A 16,946-nucleotide genomic window follows, 5' to 3' on the forward strand; every position below is an offset into this window, starting at 1 on the left:
TCCGGCACATCAACCTGGATCAATGAAGTCGCCCCGATACCAACACCGACACTGACACCGACACCGACACCGCGGCGGCGCGGCATTGACGCCTCGGCCCGTCTGACCGTAAGGGCCGGGCCGTGAAAGGTCCCCGGAGACGGGGTCAAAAGGGAAGCCGGGATGCGCAACGGGAGGCGCGGATCCGGCGCTGCCCCCGCAACTGTGACCGGCGAGCCGGTCCCCATCAAGCCACTGGTGCCCCATCGGGATGCTGGGAAGGCGGGGACACAGGCTACGACCCGGAAGCCAGGAGACCTGCCTTTCGCCGTCGATCCTTCGCGCGGACGGGGTGTACCGGGCGGACGAGGGAACCCCCTCGATGCGAGCGACATCCGCCGTGCGCGAATGGTCGCGCGCGGTCAAAAAGGCCGCCGCGCGCGATCCGTCGCGTGCGGTCATAAGGGGTGTGCCCAATGACTGTTCGCCTATCTGTGTCCGTTGTCCGTCCGTCGCTGTTGACGCTAGGCCTGCTGCTCGCCGCGCCCGCCGCCGCGCAAATCGCGCCGACCGCCGATCCTGCCAACAGCGACGACATCGTCGTCACCGCGACCCGCGTCGCCCAGCCTGCGGCCGAAGTCGGCCAGGCCGTGACCGTCATCACCCGCGACGAGATTGATCGCCGCCAGACCGTGTCGGTCGCCGATCTGCTGTCGACCACCCCCGGTGTCACCGTGACGCGCAACGGCAGCCTGGGCGGCTTCACTGGCGTGCGCCTGCGCGGCGCCGAGGCGGAACAGACGTTGGTCGTGATCGACGGCGTGCGCGTCAACGATCCCTCGTCGCCCGGCGGCGGCTTCGATTTCGCCAATCTGCTGTCGGCCAGCGTCCAGCGCATCGAAGTGCTGCGCGGCCCCAATTCGGTCCCCTGGGGCAGCCAGGCGATCGGCGGCGTCGTCAACGTCATCACCGAAGAACCGACCGAGCGGCTGAAGGCGCGTGCCAGCGCCGAATATGGCTATGCCGACAGCCTTTACGCGCAAGGCGGCATCTCGGGTCGCAGCGGCGCGATCTCCGGCGCGCTGACCGGCGGCTATCTGCGCAGCGACGGCATCTCGGCCGCGGCCAACGGCACCGAGCGTGACGGCTATCGCCAATATGGCGCGACCGGCCGCCTGGGCGTCGACTTCACCGACGGCATCGGCCTCGACCTGCGCGGCTATTGGGCCGACAGCAAGACGCAGACCGACGGCTATCCTGCGCCGAACTACATCCTCGCCGACGACCCCAGCTTCTCGACCGCGAACGAACTGTACGGCTATGCCGGCCTGCACGCCAATTTTGGCACGTTCCGCAACCGCGTCGCCTTCACCATCGCCGACATCAATCGCGACACCTATGCCAAGCCCGGCGCCACGCCGTCGCCGTTCCGCGGCCGCTCGGAACGCTACGAATATCAGGGCGATTACCAGCCGATCGATCAGGTCCGCATCGTCGCCGGCGTCGAACATGAAGACAGCCGCTACCGCGATTCGAGCCTGCGCCGCTCAGTCGGCATCACCAGCGTCTATGGCGAAGCGATCGTGAAGCCGTTCGACGCGCTGACCCTGACCGGCGGCGTCCGCAACGACGACCATGAGACGTTCGGCAACCACACCACCTTCGGCGCCGACGCTGCGCTGGCGCTGCGCACCGGTACGACGCTGCGGGCGAGCTATGGCGAAGGTTTCAAGGCGCCGACCCTTTACCAGCTCTACAGCCCGTACGGGAACACGCGCCTCGATCCGGAAACCGCGCGCAACTGGGATGCCGGCATCGAACAGGCGCTGCTCGACGGCCGCGCCCGCGTCTCGGCGACCTACTTCAACCGCGACACGCGAAACCAGATCAGCTTCCGCGGCTGCTCGGGCGCCGAGCAGACCACCACCGGCTCGATCTGCGTCAACCGCCCGTTCGGCGTCTATGACAACATCCAGCGCACCCATGCCGAGGGCGTGGAGTTCGCGATCGGCCTGCGTCCGGTCGATGCGCTGACCGTCTCGGCCAATGTGTCGTACATCGATGCCGAAAACCGCACGCCCGGCACCGCCTTCCGCACCGATCTGCTGCGCCGGCCCAAGGAAACCGCGGCGTTCGTCGTCGACTATCGCCTGCCGTTCGGCCTGGGTATCGGTGGCACCGTGCAGATCGTCGGCGACAGCTTCGACAGTGACAGCTACGGCAGCCGCGTGCGTGTCGACGGCTATGCGCTGGCCAGCGTCCGCGCCGAACTGCCGATCGGGGATCGCCTGTCGATCTACGGCCGCATCGATAACGTCACCGACGCGCGCTACCAGACGGTCGCCGAATACGGCACCTACGGCCGCGCGGCCTATGGCGGCGTCCGCGTGAAGCTGGACTGATGCGGATGCCCTCACCCTACACCGGTGTTGCCGGCTCTTCCCTCTCCCGATGGGAGAGGGAGGGAGGCGCGCAGCGCCGGACGGGTGAGGGTCGTCGCCTCCTATCGTCTGTGCTTACCTTCCTTCCGTCATTCCCGCGAAGGCGGAAATCCAGACCCGCTACCGTCTCGCAAGCGCCGCAAGGCCAGCCAGTCTGGATCCCCGCCTGCGCGGGGATGACGGAGTGGGTGGGACGGGTCGCCGCGCTGATATTCACTGGCGGCACTGCGCCGTGGCGGGGGTTCGCCGATCGGGTGCGCAACCGCGTGCCTCCCATTCCCCGTCACCCCGGACTCGTTCCGGGGTCCACTCTGCGGCTAGGGCGACGGCAAGAGGCTCAGGCCACCCCCTCGCGGCCCGGTGGACCCCGGACCAAGTCCGGGGTGACGGCGGGAGTGTGGCTCGCGCTCACCCTGGCCCTCACCGCCTGCGGCCCCGCCCCCCGGCAGGGCGGGATTGTCTCCACCAACCCCTGCGCCGACGCGATCCTCGCGCAGATCGCGCCCGATCGCCTCGCCGCGATCAGCCATTATTCGCACGATCCGGCCGCGACCTCGATGCCGCTCGCCCTCGCGCGCCGCTACCCCGCGACTGCCGGCACCGCCGAAGAGGTGATCGCGCGCCACCCCGATCTCGTCGTCACCGACACCTTCGCCCCCGCCGCGACGCGTGCCGCCTATGACCGCGCCGGGCTGAAGGTGCTCACCCTCGATTCCCCCGCCACGATCGCCGCCAGCGAGGCGCAGGTGATGCAGATCGCCACTGCCGCCGGCGTTCCTGCGCGCGGCGCGGCGATGGTCCGCGCGATGCAGAGCGCGATCCCGCCCGCGACCGGCGCGAAGCCCGCCGCATTGCTCTATATCTCGGGCGACCTCGCCAATGGCGGCGGCACGCTGCTCGACGACCTGATGACCCGCGCCGGCCTGCGCAACGCCGCCGCCGATTACGGCCTCGCCTTCACCGGTACGCTGCCGATCGAAACCATCGTCGCGCATCCACCCGCGCTGATCCTCAGCGACGGCGACGGCCGCACGGCCGAGTTGCGCCGCCGCATCCTCGCCCGCAGCGGCGCGCATGTCGCGGAGGTGCGCTTTCCCCGACACCTGATGAATTGCGGCGGCCCCACGATCGTCCCCGCGCTGCGCCGCCTGTCCGCGATCCGCGCGCAGGTGCTGTCATGAGCCGCGGGCTCCGCCTCACAGGCCTTGCCGCGCTCGTCGTCGCCGGCTTCGCGCTGTCGCTGGTCGCCGGCAAGCAGTGGCTGCCCTGGGGCAGCGACGCCGCCACCGCCATCTTCCTCGAACTGCGCCTGCCACGTGCACTGCTCGGTCTGCTGCTCGGCGCGATGCTCGGCGTGTCGGGGGCGGTGCTGCAGGGCTTCCTGCGCAACCCGCTCGCCGACCCCGCCGTCATCGGCGTATCGTCCTCCGCCGCCTTCGGCGCGGTCGCGGCGATTCTCTATGCCGGCGCGTCCAGCCTCGGCATCTTCGCCGCGGCAATGAGCGCCGCGGTGGCGTCGATGCTGCTGCTCGTCGCGCTCACCTGGCGCAACGCGGACCCGGTCGCCTTCATTCTCGCCGGCACGGTCTTGTCGAGCCTTGCCGGCGCGCTCACCGCCTTCCTCATTTCGATCGCCCCCAATCCTTACGCCGTTGCAGGCGTGCTCGACTGGCTGATGGGCGCGCTCACCGACCGCGGCCTCGCCGATGTCGCGCGCGCCGCGCCCTTCCTGGTCGTCGGCACCGTCCTGCTCGCCGCCGCCGGCCCCGCGCTCGACGCGCTGACGCTGGGGGAGGGCGCCGCCCGCTCGCTCGGCATCCGGCTCGGCCGCGTCCAGGCGCTGGTCGTGCTCGGCACCGGCCTCGGCGTCGGCGCGGGCGTCGCGGCGACCGGCGTGATCGGTTTCGTCGGGCTCGTCGTGCCGCACCTGCTGCGCCCCGTCTTCGGCCACCGCCCGTCCGCGCTGCTGCTGCCGAGCGGCCTCGGCGGCGCGGCGCTGGTGCTGGTCGCCGACAGCCTGTGCCGCCTGGCGCCGGGTGCGGGCGAAGTACGGCTCGGCGTCGCCATGGCGCTGATCGGCGCGCCCTTCTTCCTCGGCCTGCTGCTGCGCCATCGGGGGCGGGCATGGATCTGATCGCGAACCGCCTCTCGGTCGATCTCGGCTCGCGCCGGGTGTTGTACGATGTCGACGCGACCATCCGGCGCGGGCGCGTCACCGTCATCCTCGGCCCCAATGGCGCAGGCAAGAGCACGCTGCTGAAGGCGCTCGCCGGCCTCGTCACCCCGGCCGCAGGCAGTGTGACGCTGGAGGGCAAGCCGCTCGCCGCGTTCGCCCCCCGCCAGCGCGCGCGCCGCATCGGCTATCTGCCCCAGGAGGCCGCGGTCCATTGGAACGTCCCCGCGCGCGATGTCGTCGCGCTCGGCCGCGTGCCGCATCGTGCGCCCTTCGCCGGCCCGTCGCCCGTGGACCGCGCCGCGATCGACGCCGCGCTCGCCACGACCCACGCCACCGACCTCGCCGATCGCCCCATCGCCGATCTGTCGGGCGGCGAGCGGGCGCGCGTCCTGCTCGCCCGCGTCCTCGCCGGCGAACCCGACTGGCTGCTCGCCGACGAGCCGCTCGCCAGCCTCGATCCCGCGCATCAGATCGACATTCTCGATCGCCTGTGCGGCATCGCCGTCGCCGGGCGCGGCGTCGTGCTCGTCCTCCACGATCTCGCGCAGGCCGCGCGCATCGCCGACGACGTCATCCTGCTGCGCGATGGCGGCATCGTCGCCGCCGGACCGGCCAGCTGCACCCTCACCGCCGCGCGCATCGCCGAGGTGTTCGACGTCACCGTCGCCAGCCTGCCCGGCAGTCGCGTGATGGTGCCGATCGGCCGCATCGTCCGCTGACTGTCGGCCCTGAGGCATCGACGCAAGGGGCGCGCGCGATTATGCGCTGACGCGTGACTGCTCCCCTCCGCCTCCGCCTCGACCCCGCCGCCCTCGCCGACAATTGGCGCACGCTCGACCGGATGAGCGGCCGCGCGGCCTGCGGCGCGGCGCTCAAGGCGAACGGCTATGGCCTGGGCGCGACAGAGGTCGCATTCTACCTCCGCGAAGCAGGATGCCGCGACTTCTTCGTCGCCACTTGGGCAGAGGCCGAACGGCTCGCCCCGCTGCGGCTCCCGCTGTCGGTGCTGCACGGCGTGCGTGACGAGGACATGGCGATCGCGCTGACCGGCATCGCGCGGCCCGTGCTCAACACCGACGCGCAGGTCGCGCGCTGGCGGGCGGGTGGTGGTGGTGCGTGCGACGTGATGGTCGATACCGGCATGAACCGCCTCGGCGTGTCACCGCAAGCGGTGCGGACCGGCCTGCTCGACGGCCTCGGCATCGACACGCTGATGAGCCACCTCGCCTGCGCCGACGAGGACAGCGCGATGAACGCGCGCCAGCTCGCCGCTTTCGCCGCCCTGCGCGGGGCGACGGACGCGCGGCGGATGAGCCTCGCCAATTCGGCCGGCATCGCGCTCGGCACCGATTATGCCTTCGACCTGACCCGCCCCGGCATAGCGCTCTACGGCGGCATCCCGCGGTCCGACTTCGCCGGTCTGATCCGCCAGGTCGTCCAGCCCGAAGCGCAGATCCTTCAGCGCCGCATCGTCGCTGCGGGCGACACCGTCGGCTACAATGCCACCTGGACCGCCCCTCGCGAGACCGAGGTCGCCATCCTCAACCTTGGCTACGCCGACGGCTACCTCCGCGCCTTCTCCGACCGCGGCAGCGCACTGGGCGGCACGCTGCCGGTCATCGGCCGCGTCTCGATGGACCTGCTGGCGGTGGACGTGACATCCGCGCCGAACGTGGCGGAGGGCGACTGGCTGGCGATCGATTTCGCGCTGCCGGCTGCGGCGGCGCAGAGCGGCCTGTCGCAGTACGAGCTGCTAACGGGGCTGGGCGCGCGCTATGCGCGGGTGTGGGGGTGACAAAAAAAAGGGCCGCTTCCGAAGAAGCGGCCCAACTGTTTTTCCATTTCTAAATGATCAGAAGTTCGCCTTGAACCCCGAATAGAAGAAACGGCCGATATTGTCGTACGGGTCGCCGCTGGCAACGCCCAGCAGGTCATACGGGGGCTTCTTGTCGGTGATGTTGTCGACGCCGACGTAGAAGCGGAAACGCTCGGTTGCGTTGAAGCCCAACTGGATCGAGTGATAGAACGCTTCCGGGTAGAAAACGACCGGGTAAGCATCCGGATTGCGTGCCGGACGTCCGTCATACGCGTGCTGCGTTTCCCATTCGCCGATCGTCGACTTGCCTTCGTACCGGACGCGATACTGGATATCGAACGTCTTGAAGTCGAGGTTTCCGACGAACTGGCCACGCCATGCGGCATAGCCGAGCTCACCCTTCTGGCGGTCGCGGTAGGTCGGATCGGTGACGTCGGTGTAGGCGTTGTTCTGCGCTACATAGCTGGCGAGCAGGCGTAGCGACAGCGTGCCGGTGTCGCTGATCCGGGTCCGGTACGACATGTCGAGGTCGAACCCGGACGTTTCCAGCTTCGCGTAGTTGAAGCCCTGCGAGAAGAACGCCGGACCCGTGATCGGGAACGACACCGTCGAACCACCGTGAACGACGTTCTGCTGACCCTGGAACGTGCCGTTGGGGTTGCGGAAGACCGCCGCGCAGAACGGATTGTTGATGCCGCTCGGGTTGTCGTAGCACTGGTTCACGATCGTCTGTGCTGCCAGCGAGAAGATCGCGTCCTTGATCGTGATATTGTAGTAATCGAGCGTCAGCGAGAAGCCGCGGAGCGCCTGCGGCTGCAGGATCACGCCAGCGGTGAAGCTGCGGCTCTTTTCGGCGTTCAGATTCGGGTTGCCCCGGTTGAAGCCCGAGATGCCCGAAGCGGCGTTATTCGTGAACGGCTCGGTCGTGCCATTGAACGTCTGAGTGGTCGGAACGCCGGCCGCCGCGCAATTCTTTACGCGATTGGGGTTATTATTGATGTTCGCCTGGCTGCACGGATCGGCAAGACCATTGGCGAAGGTCTGCGAATTCGAATTGTACAGTTCGATCAGCGACGGCGCACGCACCGACCGGGCGTAGCTGCCGCGGAAGGTGATGTCACGGATCGGTGCCCAGACCGCGTTGAGGTTGTACGTCCACGGCGTACCGGCATTGCCGATATTGTAATGCGACACGCGCGCCGCACCGCTCAGCGTCAGTTCGTGGAAGAACGGTCGGTCGGCCAAGAGCGGAATGCTGAGTTCGCCGAACGCTTCCTTGATGTCATACGCTGGCGGTGCGAACGTCGGGATCGAGTTAAGGAACGTCGCGCCGCTGGCGGTCAGGTCGTCATACTTCGAGAATGCCGTCTCACGGCGGTATTCGCCACCGATCGAGAAGGTCACGTCACCGCCTGGCAGCTTGAACAATTTGCCGTTGACGAAACCGACGAGGTCGAACTCTTCGGCCTTCTGCTTACGCGTCGAGGTCACCGAAAAATAATTCAGCGCCGCTTGGCTGACCTGTCCCTGGCCGAACAGGTTGACGGGCACGCAGCTCGGATCGTCGTTTGTGGTGATCGCGTCTGCATTGATTCCGCAGACGATTTGGCCCGCCGCATTGCGCACAGCGTTGATCGAGTTCGCGTACTTCTGCGTAACGTAGTTGCCGTTCGTCTTGTAGAACGTATCGAGGCGGCCGTAGTTTGCCGACACTTCGTAATGCCAGCCTTGGCCGAAGTCTCCTTCGACGCCGCCAACGATCCGGAACGTCTCACGGCGATGAACCTCACCGCGGCCGCCAAAATCGACGTTGAAGCGCTGAGCGGTGAACGTGGTCGCCCCCGGTGCCAGTGCCGACACCAGCGTCGCGCGGGCCTGATCGGTGAGGTACGGGTTGTTGATGCTGAACGTGTTGTTGGCGAAGGTCGGCTGACCTTCCTGCAACGCGTCGATACGGACGTACTTTGCTTCCACGAACGGCTTGAAAGCGTCTGAGAAGTCGTAATGGGCCAGGATATTGGCCGAGTAGCGTTCCAGCTTGGGCTGAAGCATGCCGGTGAGTCGCAGCGTCGAACCCTGTCCGCCGACGCAATTCCCCGAACCGAAAGGACGTAGATCCGTGATACAATTATTCGCAGTCAGTGAACCATCCGGGTTGAACACGAAGGTGCGGCCGTACTGGCTGAGGGTGTTCGTGCTGCCCACGTTGGCGAGTCCAGAACAGGCTACGCCACGCCGTGCCGCGAAGGCGGCAGCGGATTCACCGGTGGCAGCCACGGTCGGGCAGGTAGCTGTGAACAGACCGCCTTCCGAAATCGTGTTGTTGCGCACGTTACGCAGGAAGCTGGTGTCAGGAATGCCATCACCCAAGGAGGATTCCGGCCCGGTGCGGATGGCGCCGCCATTGGGGTTGAGCTGCGGTCCAGTGTTCTGCGTCGCATTGAACTGACTGCGGCCCGAATAGGCGCCGGTGATGTCGTCACGGTCGGTGTAATAGACCACGTTGGAGCGCGAATATTCGGCAGCGGCAGCAATGTTGCCGCGGCCGTCGGCGAAGTTCTTGCCGACGGTCAGCGCGCCGAAATAGGATCCGCGCGTGCCGTGCGACGAAATGCCGCCTTGCCCGGTAGCGCGAATGCCCTCGAAGTCGCGCTTCAGCACAAAGTTCACCACGCCGGCCATCGCGTCCGAACCGTACACGGCCGAGCTACCGCCGGTCTGAACGTCGACGCGCTCGAGCAGGTCGGTCGGGATTGTGTTGGTGTCGACGACGAAGCTGCCCGGCTGCGACGTCACGTGGCGGCGGCCGTTGACCAGCACCAGCGTGCGCTGCGTCCCGAGACCACGCAAATCGAGCAGGTTAAGACCGGCCGTACCGATGAAACGCGTCGAATTGGCTTGACTGTACGTCGTGCGCAATGCTGGAAGCTGGTTGAGTGCGTCACCGATCGACAGGTTGCCGGTCGAGGTGAGCAACTCGGACGTCACCGAGGTGACGGGCGCAGGCGAATCAAGATTGGGTCGAGCGAGACGCGAACCGGTTACGACGATCTCGCCGTCCCGAGACGTTTCGGTCTGTTCGCTCGTCGGGTCGGTCGCCGCATTGGCTTGCGCGTCGGCGCCGGACTGAACGGGGGTATCGGTCTTACCAGCCTGCGCGGCTGCTACGGAAGGATAGGCTGCCAAAGTGCCGGCGAGCGCCGACGCCGCCAGCAAGGTACGGATATTCATGCATGGTCCCCTGTTGAAGAGCACGTGTTCGTGCTTATCCCAGGGGCCCATTGTGAACATCAGATGACGGCGATCGCAACGATCGATCGCCCATCGGCAACAAAAAACTACATTTTCACGTCATGATGTGACTGGCACGCAACATTGGTGCAGCTATGCTGCCGTATGGTGACAATGCTCTCGATCACCGCTCCACACACATCGCGATCCCCATGCCGCCGCCGATGCACAGCGTCGCCAGGCCCTTCTTCGCGTCGCGCTTCTGCATTTCGTACAGCAGCGTCGTCAGCACGCGGGCGCCGCTGGCGCCGATCGGGTGGCCGATGGCGATCGCGCCGCCGTTGACGTTGGTCTTGGCGGGGTCGAGGCCCAGTTCCTTGCAGACCGACAGCGCCTGCGCCGCAAACGCCTCGTTCGCTTCGATCAGGTCGAGGTCGGCGACGGTCCAGCCGGCCTTTTCCAGCGCCTTCTTCGATGCCGGCACCGGGCCGATGCCCATTACCGACGGGTCGACGCCCGCGCTCGCCCAGCTCTTGATCGTCGCGAGCACCGGGGCACCGCGCTTCTCGGCTTCCTCGCGGCTCATCAGCACCAGCGCGGCGGCGCCGTCGTTCAGGCCGCTGGCGTTGGCGGCGGTGACGGTGCCGTCCTTCTTGAACGCCGGGCGCACGCCGCTGACGCTGTCGATCGTCGCGCCGGCGCGGATATATTCATCGTCCGCGACGACGGTGTCGCCCTTGCGGCCCTTGATCGTGACCGGCGCGATCTCGTCCTTGAACCGGCCAGACCCACGCGCCGCCTCCGCCTTGTTCTGGCTGGCGACCGAAAAGCTGTCCTGTTCGCCGCGCGTCACCTGATATTGCTCGGCGAGATTTTCCGCCGTGATGCCCATGTGATAGCCATTGAACACGTCGGTCAGGCCGTCGTTCACCATCGTGTCGACCAGGCTGACGTTGCCCATCTTGGTGCCGCCGCGCATCGTCTGTGCGTGCGGGCTGAGCGACATGCTTTCCTGCCCGCCGGCGACGACGATCGACGCATCGCCGGTCTGGATGGCCTGGCACGCGAGCGCCACCGCGCGCAGGCCCGATCCGCACACTTGGTTGACGCCCCAGGCGGGCACTTCCTTGGGGATGCCGGCGGCCATCGATGCCTGACGCGCCGGGTTCTGCCCTTGCGCCGCGGTGAGCACCTGGCCCAGGATCACCTCCGACACCTCTTCGCCCTTCACGCCCGCCTGTTCCAGCGCGGCCTCGATCGCGACGCGGCCCAGCTCGTGCGCTGGGGTGGCGGCGAAGGCGCCCAGGAAGCTGCCGACGGGGGTACGCTTGGCGGCGGTGATGACGATCTCGGTCATGATGATCTCCTTGTGCGCCGCCTATCTAGCGGCGGGCAGGGCCGCGATCCAGTCGGCAAGCGGCTGCCATAGCGATGCGCGGGCGCGGCCGCCGACGATCATGCCGACATGGCCCAGCGCCAGCTCGCGATGATCGGCCAGCCCTGCCGCGGTGGCGGCGGGGACGATCCGGTCGGTGGTGGAGACGAACTCCACCGTCGGGCAGGCGAGCGCCTCAGGGATCACGCTGTGCCCACGGATCGTCCATTGCCCTTGTCCCGGCGCATCGGCGGTGATGAAGCGATCGAACAGATCGCGCGCGCAGGCGAGGGGGAGCGGCTCGCCGGCATTCGCCCAATCCTCCAGCCGGACGAAGGCGCGCGCCGCCTCGCTGTCGGGCGCCATCCGCCCGAACGCCTCATATTTCGCGATCGTGCGCGCCGGGTCGAGCCGCCAGAATCCCGCCTGCAGCACCTCCATCGGCAGCACGCCCAGCGCCTCCGCGGTCGGCAGCGCCGCCTGCCACAGGTCGCGCATCCCGCTCCGCGCCGCGCCATAGCCATCGAACCGCCACGGCGCCGCGATCGTTGCCAGCCCCGCCACGGTCGTGCCCGCCGCCGCGGCGGTCGCCATCGTGCCGCCCAGGCAGTATCCGACCAGCACCGGCGGCGCATCGAGCTGCTCGATCAGCGGCAGCAGCAGCGATTCGACATGGCCGGTCATGTCCATGTCCCGGTCCGCCGGCGTCGGCGCGCCCCAGTCGACCAGCGCGACGCGAAAGCCCTGTGCCGCCAGCCAGCGCACCAGCGATACCGCGCCCAGATCGAGAATTGCGGGCGGATTGATCAGCGACGGCACGCACACCACCATCCGCCCCCGCCCGCCGTAATAGCGCAATGCCGCCCGTCCCGCCGTGGCCAGCGCCGGCATCGGCGGCGGGGCAGGGGGGCGGGGCGCCTGCTGATAGGCGGTCAGCCCTGCAAGCGCGGCGGCCATCCGTTCGGGATATGCTGCGGTTTCGCTGCGCAGCATGTCGAGGAACAGGGGCAACGGCCGCGGACCGTGTTGCGGTGCGGAAAATTGAGGCGTAGCATGCGGTTCGATCACGGGCATAACACCGGAACGGGCAGGGGACGCGTATGAAGAAGCAACAGCCGGGCGACGGCGTCGTCATCATCAAGAAATACGCCAACCGGCGGCTCTATAACACCGAGACCTCGTCCTACATCACGCTCGATCATCTCGCGACGATGACTCGCGAAGGCCGCGACTTCAAGGTCGTCGATGCCAAGACCGACGACGATATCACGCACAACGTGCTGACCCAGATCATCATGGAAGAGGAAAGCCGCGGGCAGACGATGCTGCCCGTCAGCTTCCTGCGCCAGCTGATCGCCATGTACGGCGATTCGATGCAGTCGATGGTGCCCGGCTATCTGGAGGCGTCGATGGACAGCTTCCGCCGCAACCAGGAACAGTTCAAATCGGCGGTCGAGGGCGCGTTCGCCCATTCGCCCTTCGCCGAAATCGCCAAGCGCAACATGCAGATGTTCGAAGCCGCAACCCAGGCGTTCGGCGTCGCGCCGACGATGGCGCCCGCCGCCGCGGCTGCGCCCGCCGCACCCGCCAGCGAGGATGACGAGATCGCTGCGCTGAAGGCGGAGCTGACGCGGTTGCAGGACAAGGTCGAAAAGCTCGGCTGACGGCGCGCGCCCGTGCCGGTGATGTTCTGGAGCGCGGGCGCCAGCCTGTGCGTCGCGCTGGTGGCGGCGTTCGCCGACCGCCGCCGCCGCCTGCGCCACGATCCCGATCGCGTCGGCTTCGTCGATTGGCGGACGGTGCAGATGGCGGCGCTGCTCGCGACGATCCTGCTGGTCAGCGTCGGGCTGCATACGCGCTGAGGGGCGCAGCGACCAGCCAGTCTGTCGCGCCATCCCCCCGTTCGCCCTGAACCTGTCGAAGGGCAGGCGTCCACCGCCGCGCCGCGCGTGTGGCGACCCGTCCCTCGACAGGCTCAGGACGAACGGCCAAAGGGGTGAAGCGCACCTCCGCAAAATCCCGTTGCGTCCTGCCTTCAATGGCTTACGCTTGCGGCCATCGCGGGCCTATCTCCCCGCCGTCTTCCGGGGAGCGACATCCGTGCGCCATCTGCTGATCCCGACCGCCGCGGCGGCCGTCCTGTTCGCCGCGCCCGCCCATGCCGACGAGCTGCAGTCGCGACTGCTCGCGGGCATGCAGGCGGCGCGCGCCACCGCCTTCGCCTTCCAGCAGACGATCGTCGTCGAGACGACCGGGCAGGCGCGGCGCACCATCGTCGAACGCTACGACCCCCGCCGCCCCGTCGCCGAGCGCTGGACGCTGGTCAGCGTCGACGGCAAGGCCCCCACCGCCAAAGACATCGCCAAGGCGCGCGAGGGCAAGAAGAAGCCCGGTTCCTACGGCGACCTTGCCGACTGGTTCGGCACGCCCGCCCGCCGGGTCGAGGCGCCGGCGGGCTATGCCGCCTATCACTTCGACCGCCTGCCCGCAGGCGAGCTCAAGATCGGCAACCACGACGCCTCCGCCGACACCGCGGCCGACGTGCTGGTCAACACCAAAAGCGCGACCCCCTTCGTCGAACGCGTGCGCTTCACTTCGACCAAGGGGTTCCGCATGATGCTGGTCGCCTCGGTCAAGCGGATCGACAGCAGCAGCCGCTATGTCGCCGCGCCGGGCATCGGCATCGTCCCCGAATCCTTCGCGATGGCGATGACGGGATCGATGATGGGCAAGTCGGGCGAGCTGAAAACCAACGTGACGTTCAGCGGCCACCAGCCGGTGAAGTGAGCGCGGATGGCGCGCTTGCAATCCACTCTCGCCGTCGCGCTTTGCCGGCCATCTCTATCGAGGTGGTTATCGGCGTTTCACGCGGGTCGATAGTCCTCCCCCGCCAGGGGGAGGTGGCGCCGCCGAAGGCGGTGACGGAGGGGGCGGCCAGGAATATCCCCGGTAACGAAGGACTTCCCTTACCTCCCCCTCCGTCATGCCTGCGGCATGCCACCTCGCCCGTGCGGGGGAGGACTTCGCGCACCGTATCGAACGGCGGTCGGTTCTAATAGAAGCGCTTCAGCGTCAGCGACCGGACGGTGCCGTCGCACAGGCCCAGCCGCACGATCGTGCCCGGCGTACCGATCGACCATTTGGCAAGCGCACTCGTCGGATAGTCCGCGCCGATCGGCTGGCCGTCGATCCGGCAGATCAGGTCGCCGACCTGCCAGCCCGCCGTCGCCGCCGGGCCGCCGCGCATGACGTGCAGCACCTTCAGCCGGTCGCGCTCCAGCCCGACGAGCAGTCCGCTGGTCGATCGCAGCGGCGGCCGGTTCGCATCGGGGCCGGGCTTCAGCACCATGCGCCCCGCGGCGGGATCGAGCAGCACGCGATAATTCTGCAGAAGCCCCGATCCGATCCGCCCGGCGACGCCGATCGTTTCCGAAAAGCCGTTCGCAGGCTCGATCCGCGTTTCGACGCTACGGATCGCCTGTTCGCCGATCGTGATCGTCGGCACGATCGTCAGCGTACTCACCGTCTCGCCGGCGAGACCGAACGAGACGGTGGTGGTGCTCGGCAGCCGCGTCACGCCCGCGCGCTTCGCCGCGCTCTCCGACAGCGTCAGCGCCGACCCGTCGCCGGTATCGACGATCACCGGCGACAGCGTACGGCGCCCGATCCTGACCTGGCTTTCGTAGACATGGCGCGCGGGCGAGATCGTCAGCGGCGCCAGCGCGCCGACGAACGGCAACCGCCCCGACGGCAGCAGGCGGAACCGGTGATTGGCATAATCGATGTCGAGCGCCTGCCCGCCGATCGCGTCGCGGCCGATCAGCATGTCGACCGCTTTGGCGCTGCCCGTCGCCAGCGCGGGCAGGTCGGCGACGGTGACGCCGCCGCCGGTGCGCGTCAGCCCGCCGATCGTCAGCGTCCGCGTCGGCTGCCACCCGACGGCGACCGCGCCACTGCCGGCCCCGCCGATCGCGGTCGCCTGCCCGTCGCTCTGCACCCGCGCCGGATCGGCGGCGGCACGCGCGAGCACCGAATAGCTCACCCCCGTGTCGAGAATCGCGGTCAACGGCGCACCGTCGAGCGTCAGCGTGAAGCGGATCTGGTTGCCCGGCGTCAGGTCGAATGGCACCCAACGCGCATCGGTATCCGCGGCCAGCGTCGCGACGCCCTCGCGTCCCGCAGGCGGAGGCGCCGCGGCGAGCAGGCAGGTGGCAAGCAGGATGGGGAACAGGCGCCGCATACCCCCCTATAGCCGCGGCGGCGCGACAAACGCGACAGGTGGTTAGTGGCGGGTGATCGGTGCCAGTACGGTGATGCCGTCGATCGCGATGGGGCGATGGTCGGCCATGGCCGGCAGCGGCACGGGCGACTGGATTACATACAGGCGCCCGGGCACCAGCGCCCCCGAATCGAAGGCGGCGCGCTCCCGACGCAGCCGGTGCAGTGTCTCGCGGCTGGTGCGCGCGGCATAGACGTTGGACACCGGATGCCCGGCATTGATCGCCCGCCACGCCACCTCCTGGAACAGGCCGAGGTCGTGCGTCACGTCGCCGGGGATAAAGGCGACCGATCGCGATCCGGCGATCAGTGGCTGCCAGCGCGGGTCCTGCGTACGGACGTACATTGGCCCGGACGCGGCATCCTGGCTCTGCGCCCGTACCGCGCGCGCCATGCCGGTCAGGTCGAGCAGCTGGATCAGGAGCAAGCCCGCGAGCAGCATCCCGCTGCGCCGGGCGGGCAGGCGATAGGCGGTCAGCAACAGCACCATCATCAGCACATAGCCGATCGGCCAGAACAGCCGGCCGGACGCGCGCACCGGGTCCAGCGCCACCTGTAGGAACGGCGGCAGGTGCATGCGCGTCACCGCCAGGATCGCCAGCACGATTAGCGCAGGTGCCAGCTGGCGCAGGCGTTCGCGCACCGCGCGCTGGCGCGGCGCCTCGGGTACGTGCCGGGCGATGACGATCGCCGCGATCACCAGGATCAGCGCGCCCGCCCCCATATATTGGAAGCCTTCGAAATAGCGACCCGGCGTCGGCTCGTGCCCCGGCAACAGCGTGGAGAAATGGTCGAGCCCCGGGTTCCACAGCGCGTCGAGCGGCATCGAATATTGGCCGAAATTGCGCGCCGCGATCTGGCCGCCGACGCCTAGCCAGATCGCCAGCAGTCCGACCAGCGTCAGCATCGCCGCGGCCTGCGCGATCGTCGTCAGCCGCGATCGCCACGATCCCTCGGTCACGCGCACGAGGATCGTCGATGCCCAGATCGCGCCGACCATCACCAGCAGGTAGCTGTGGATCAGCGCGGTGACCGCAACCAGAGCCGCCCACCAGCCCAGCCGGTCGCGGCGAACGGGATCAAGGAACATGTATAGCGCCGCCAGGATCGTCCAGTGCGCCATCAAGTTGACGTGGACGAACCGGTTCATCAGCGTCGGCGGGAAGGCGAGCAATACGACCCCCGCCCACAGCGCCAGCGGTCCCGGCGCATGGCGACGCAGCAACAGCCACGCGAACAGCGCCTGCAACACGAAGTTGAACAGGATTAGCTGCCCGACGAACTGCGCATCGGCGGGCAGCAGGCCGGCGAACGGCTTGATCAGCAGCGTCAGCAGCGGATTGCTGTCGGTGAACAGCACTGGAATGCCGTCGGGCGCGTTCAGCAGATGCGTCTTCAGTGACGCGCCCGCGGCGCGATCATGCCAATAGGCATGCGCGCCCAGCGCATTCTCGCCATTGTCGCTGGCCCGGATCAGCCAGCCAGCATTGTCGATGCGCAGCGTTTCAAGGTGAAAGAAGGCGGCGAAGGCGAGCAGCGGCAACGCCAGCAGCAGCAGCGGCGCGACCCATCGCTGCCACACGGCCGGGTCGGCCGGCCGGGCCGCCGCGGAGGCAAACCCGTCCACCGCACTGGGAAGGCTTGCCATGC

The 16,946-nt window shown here is 68.2% G+C and carries 13 protein-coding genes and 1 riboswitch; of the genes, 8 read left to right on the forward strand and 5 right to left on the reverse strand.

The window, feature by feature from the left end; all coding sequences use genetic code 11:
- Positions 1 to 110 precede the first annotated feature (110 nt).
- A riboswitch (cobalamin riboswitch) is annotated at positions 111 to 320 on the forward strand.
- Between the two features lie 135 nt (positions 321 to 455).
- The 5 genes from A7E77_RS09090 (at position 456) to A7E77_RS09110 (ending at position 6,391) form a co-directional block, all read left to right on the forward strand.
- Positions 456 to 2,381: a TonB-dependent receptor plug domain-containing protein gene (locus A7E77_RS09090; RefSeq protein ID WP_063687375.1), complete on the forward strand. Its 1,926-nt coding sequence runs from the start codon at positions 456 to 458 to the stop codon at positions 2,379 to 2,381.
- Positions 2,382 to 2,803: 422 nt separating this feature from the next.
- The gene (locus tag A7E77_RS09095; RefSeq protein ID WP_063687380.1) at positions 2,804 to 3,601 is read left to right on the forward strand and encodes an ABC transporter substrate-binding protein; all 798 of its coding nucleotides are present in this window, start codon (positions 2,804 to 2,806) and stop codon (positions 3,599 to 3,601) included.
- On the forward strand, positions 3,598 to 4,554 hold the full coding sequence (locus tag A7E77_RS09100) for a FecCD family ABC transporter permease (protein WP_063687382.1): 957 nt from the start codon (positions 3,598 to 3,600) through the stop codon (positions 4,552 to 4,554). The genes A7E77_RS09095 and A7E77_RS09100 overlap by 4 nt, the downstream gene beginning before the upstream one ends.
- Positions 4,545 to 5,315: an ABC transporter ATP-binding protein gene (locus A7E77_RS09105; protein ID WP_063687383.1), complete on the forward strand. Its 771-nt coding sequence runs from the start codon at positions 4,545 to 4,547 to the stop codon at positions 5,313 to 5,315. The genes A7E77_RS09100 and A7E77_RS09105 overlap by 10 nt, the downstream gene beginning before the upstream one ends.
- Before the next feature lie 53 nt (positions 5,316 to 5,368).
- Positions 5,369 to 6,391 carry an alanine racemase gene (locus A7E77_RS09110; RefSeq protein ID WP_063687385.1) on the forward strand — a complete coding sequence of 341 codons (1,023 nt, stop codon included), beginning with the start codon at positions 5,369 to 5,371 and terminating at the stop codon, positions 6,389 to 6,391.
- 57 nt (positions 6,392 to 6,448) lie between these two features.
- Here A7E77_RS09110 and A7E77_RS09115 read toward each other — a convergent pair whose 3' ends face one another.
- From A7E77_RS09115 to A7E77_RS09125, 3 genes are all read right to left on the reverse strand, one after another.
- Positions 6,449 to 9,643, reverse strand: a complete 3,195-nt coding sequence (locus A7E77_RS09115) for a TonB-dependent receptor domain-containing protein (protein ID WP_078462259.1) — start codon at positions 9,641 to 9,643, stop codon at positions 6,449 to 6,451.
- Positions 9,644 to 9,827: 184 nt separating this feature from the next.
- Complete coding sequence (locus A7E77_RS09120) at positions 9,828 to 11,000, reverse strand: acetyl-CoA C-acetyltransferase (RefSeq protein WP_063687387.1); 1,173 nt, start codon at positions 10,998 to 11,000, stop codon at positions 9,828 to 9,830.
- A 21-nt stretch (positions 11,001 to 11,021) separates the two neighbouring features.
- Positions 11,022 to 12,029: an alpha/beta fold hydrolase gene (locus A7E77_RS09125; RefSeq protein ID WP_078462339.1), complete on the reverse strand. Its 1,008-nt coding sequence runs from the start codon at positions 12,027 to 12,029 to the stop codon at positions 11,022 to 11,024.
- An 89-nt stretch (positions 12,030 to 12,118) separates the two neighbouring features.
- On the opposite strand from A7E77_RS09125, the gene phaR reads away from it, so the two are divergent.
- The 3 genes from phaR (at position 12,119) to A7E77_RS09135 (ending at position 13,805) form a co-directional block, all read left to right on the forward strand.
- Positions 12,119 to 12,682, forward strand: coding sequence for a polyhydroxyalkanoate synthesis repressor PhaR (gene phaR, locus A7E77_RS09130; RefSeq protein WP_063687392.1), 564 nt, complete (start codon positions 12,119 to 12,121; stop codon positions 12,680 to 12,682).
- A gap of 12 nt (positions 12,683 to 12,694) precedes the next feature.
- The gene (locus A7E77_RS17720; RefSeq protein WP_043060532.1) at positions 12,695 to 12,880 is read left to right on the forward strand and encodes a hypothetical protein; all 186 of its coding nucleotides are present in this window, start codon (positions 12,695 to 12,697) and stop codon (positions 12,878 to 12,880) included.
- Between the two features lie 238 nt (positions 12,881 to 13,118).
- Positions 13,119 to 13,805, forward strand: a complete 687-nt coding sequence (locus tag A7E77_RS09135; RefSeq protein WP_063687394.1) for a hypothetical protein — start codon at positions 13,119 to 13,121, stop codon at positions 13,803 to 13,805.
- Between the two features lie 265 nt (positions 13,806 to 14,070).
- Here the strand turns inward: A7E77_RS09135 and A7E77_RS09140 are convergent, their stop codons facing one another.
- Together A7E77_RS09140 and A7E77_RS09145 are read right to left on the reverse strand one after the other, a co-directional pair.
- A complete protein-coding gene (locus A7E77_RS09140; RefSeq protein ID WP_063687396.1) occupies positions 14,071 to 15,258 on the reverse strand; it encodes an aspartyl protease family protein in 1,188 nt (395 codons plus the stop codon).
- Positions 15,259 to 15,300: 42 nt separating this feature from the next.
- Complete coding sequence (locus A7E77_RS09145; RefSeq protein WP_063687398.1) at positions 15,301 to 16,944, reverse strand: DUF6311 domain-containing protein; 1,644 nt, start codon at positions 16,942 to 16,944, stop codon at positions 15,301 to 15,303.
- Positions 16,945 to 16,946 lie beyond the last annotated feature (2 nt).

It is taken from the genome of Sphingomonas sp. NIC1 (assembly GCF_001638925.1).
In the GTDB taxonomy this organism is placed as follows: domain Bacteria; phylum Pseudomonadota; class Alphaproteobacteria; order Sphingomonadales; family Sphingomonadaceae; genus Sphingomonas; species Sphingomonas aquatilis.